This is a genomic window from Hyphomonas sp., from assembly GCF_046313735.1.
Lineage (GTDB): Bacteria > Pseudomonadota > Alphaproteobacteria > Caulobacterales > Hyphomonadaceae > Hyphomonas.
Window position 1 is genome coordinate 1 of sequence record NZ_JBKBXW010000094.1, and the last position, 2,678, is coordinate 2,678.

The 2,678-nt window shown below is 63.3% G+C and carries 3 protein-coding genes; 2 read left to right on the plus strand and 1 reads right to left on the minus strand.

The annotated features are described in order from the left end of the window. Both ACK4SV_RS16660 and ACK4SV_RS16665 read left to right on the plus strand, forming a co-directional pair. A partial coding sequence (locus ACK4SV_RS16660; RefSeq protein WP_409918968.1) for an META domain-containing protein occupies positions 1-422 on the plus strand: 422 nt, incomplete at its 5' end. Between the two features lie 95 nt (positions 423-517). Then, the gene (locus ACK4SV_RS16665; RefSeq protein ID WP_409918969.1) at positions 518-1,999 is read left to right on the plus strand and encodes a flavin-containing monooxygenase; all 1,482 of its coding nucleotides are present in this window, start codon (positions 518-520) and stop codon (positions 1,997-1,999) included. Between the two features lie 16 nt (positions 2,000-2,015). On the opposite strand, the gene hemF is transcribed toward ACK4SV_RS16665, so the two are convergent. Then, positions 2,016-2,678: oxygen-dependent coproporphyrinogen oxidase (gene hemF, locus ACK4SV_RS16670; protein ID WP_409918970.1), on the minus strand; the 663-nt coding region annotated here is incomplete at its 5' end.

The window sequence follows — 2,678 nt, forward strand, 5'->3', positions numbered from 1 at the left end:
CCGACAACATGACCGGGATGCCGCATCCTTTCACCGTGACCGTCAACTACGGCGACCGCGTCTTCCAGGGCTGCGGCGGAGAGCCGGTCTCACTGCTGGCCGGCGACGAATGGATGGTCGAAGAGATCAACAACGCCGCCCTCGTTGAGGGCTCGCGGGTCACGATCAACTTCAATGCCGACGCCGGAGAGGCCGGCGGGCGGAGCGGCTGCAATTCCTATGGCGCGCCCTTCACCCTGACCGGCGAGAGCCTGACCTTCGGGCCGATCGTATCGACCCAGATGGCCTGCGAGGATCCGCTGATGCGTCAGGAGAACGCGCTGCATAAGGCGCTGGGCGATGTGACGGGCTTCCAGATCACGGACGATGGCGCGCTTCTGCTGACCGCCAGTGAACGCGGGCATATCAAGGCGCGCCGCTAGGCGGGGGGCTCTTGCCCCACCGGAACCATTGACGCCCGCGCCGCGCCTGCCGCACTCTCTGATGAAAAGAAACGTATCAGGGAGGCGGCTGAACCATGGACATGGGCGGCAACAAGGCATCGACACGGATCGCCATTCTCGGCGCAGGCATGAGTGGGCTCGGCATGGTGGCCAAGCTCAAGGAGGCCGGCTATCAGGCGATCACGCTGTTTGAGAAATCCGGCGGCGTGGGCGGCACATGGCGGGACAACACCTATCCCGGCTGCGGCTGCGATGTGCCGAGCCATCTCTATTCCTACTCTTTCGATCTGAATCCGGACTGGGACTACAAATGGTCCCTCCAGCCGCAGATCCTGAAATATTTCGAGGATTTCGCGGACAAGCATGATCTGCGCCGGCACTGCCGTTTCAACACCGAGATCACCGATTGCCGGTGGAGCGATATCGACAATGTCTGGACGCTGACGGACCAGGCAGGCGGGCAGCACACCGCCGATGTGCTCGTCTCAGGCCTCGGCCAGCTCAACATTCCGTACACGCCGGACTTTCCGGGTAAGGAGACATTCAAGGGCGCCGCCTTCCATTCGGCCCGCTGGGACCATTCGGTTGATCTGAAGGGCAAGACCGTCGCGGTGATCGGCAACGGGCCGAGCGCGGTGCAGTTCGTGCCGGAAATCCAGAAGGTCGCCGGCAAGCTCCTCAATTTCCAGCGCTCGCCCGCCTGGTGCCGCCCGCGCGGCCAGCGCACCTATACAGACGCCGACAAGCGCAGCTTCCGCAGACAGCCCTGGCGCATCAACTGGTATCGCTGGCGCATCCGCGCCTATGCGGATTTCGGCTTCGGCGCGTTCCTGATGAACTCGCCGATGGGCCTGTCAAATGCGATGCGGAAGATGTGTCAGGATCATCTGGAAGATCAGGTGAAGGACGCGGGCCTGCGCGCGAAGCTGCAGCCCGACTTCGACCCCGGCTGCAAGCGCATCCTGATTTCGGACGATTATTATCCGGCGCTCTGCCAGCCAAATGTCGAAGTGCTGCGCCAGGGCATCACCGAAGTCACCGAGGACGGCGTCATCGGCGAGGACGGCCAGGCCCATCCCTGCGATGTCATCATCTGGGCGACCGGCTTCAACGCCACCGACTTCCTCACCCCGATGGAGGTTCATGGCCGCAACGGGCTGAGCCTGAATGAGGCCTGGCGGGACGGTGCGGAGGCCTTCAAGGGCGTTGCCGTGTCAGGCTTCCCGAACTTCTTCCTGCTTTACGGCCCCAATACCAATCTCGGCCACAACTCGATCATCCTGATGGTCGAGCATCAGATCAACTATGTCATCCAGTGCATTGACCGGATCGCCGGAGCGAAGGTCGCGGCCATCGACGTCACGCCGCAGGCGATGGAGGCGTACAATGTCCGCGTCCAGTCGGAGATCGCCAAGACCGTCTGGGCCGCCAATTGCGAAAGCTGGTACAAGACCGACGCTGGCAAGATCACCAACAACTGGTATGGCCGCACCACCGATTACAAAAAGGAAACCGCCGCGCCGGACTGGGCGGATTTCGAGGTCATTGATCGCTGACGGGCAGGGGCGCCCGTCAGGGCCATTTCACCACAGGCGGCATGGACGAGAGGATGCTCTCGATATTGCCGCCGGTCTTGAGACCGAAGGTCGTGCCCCGGTCATAGAGCAGATTGTATTCGACATAGCGCCCGCGCTGGACCAATTGCGCCTCGCGCTCTTCCGCGCTCCAGGGCTCGATCATCCGCCGGCGCACGAGGGCGGGGTAGATGTCCGCAAACTGGCGGCCGACTTCCTGGGTGAAGGCAAAGTCCGCGTCCCAGTCGCCGGTATTGAACCGGTCATAGAAGATGCCGCCGGTGCCGCGCGGCTCATCCCGGTGGGCGAGGTGGAAATAGGTGTCGCAATAGGCCTTCATCTGCGCGTAGTCGGCGCCGGGATGGGTGTCGCAGGCGGCTTCCATCGCGGCGTGGAAGTCCACTGTGTCCGGGAAATCCTGCTGGCGCTGATAGTCGAGCAGGGGGTTGAGGTCGCCGCCGCCGCCGAACCAGGATTCGCTCGTCACCAGCATCCGCGTGTTCATGTGCGCCGCCGGCACACGCGGGTTGAGCGGATGGGCAATCAGCGAGACGCCGCTGGCCCAAAATCGCCCGCCAGACTGGTCTGCCCCAGGGATCTGCGCCGCAAACGCCTCGGAAAACGTGCCTTGAACCTCGGAGAAGTGCACCCCGACCTTTTC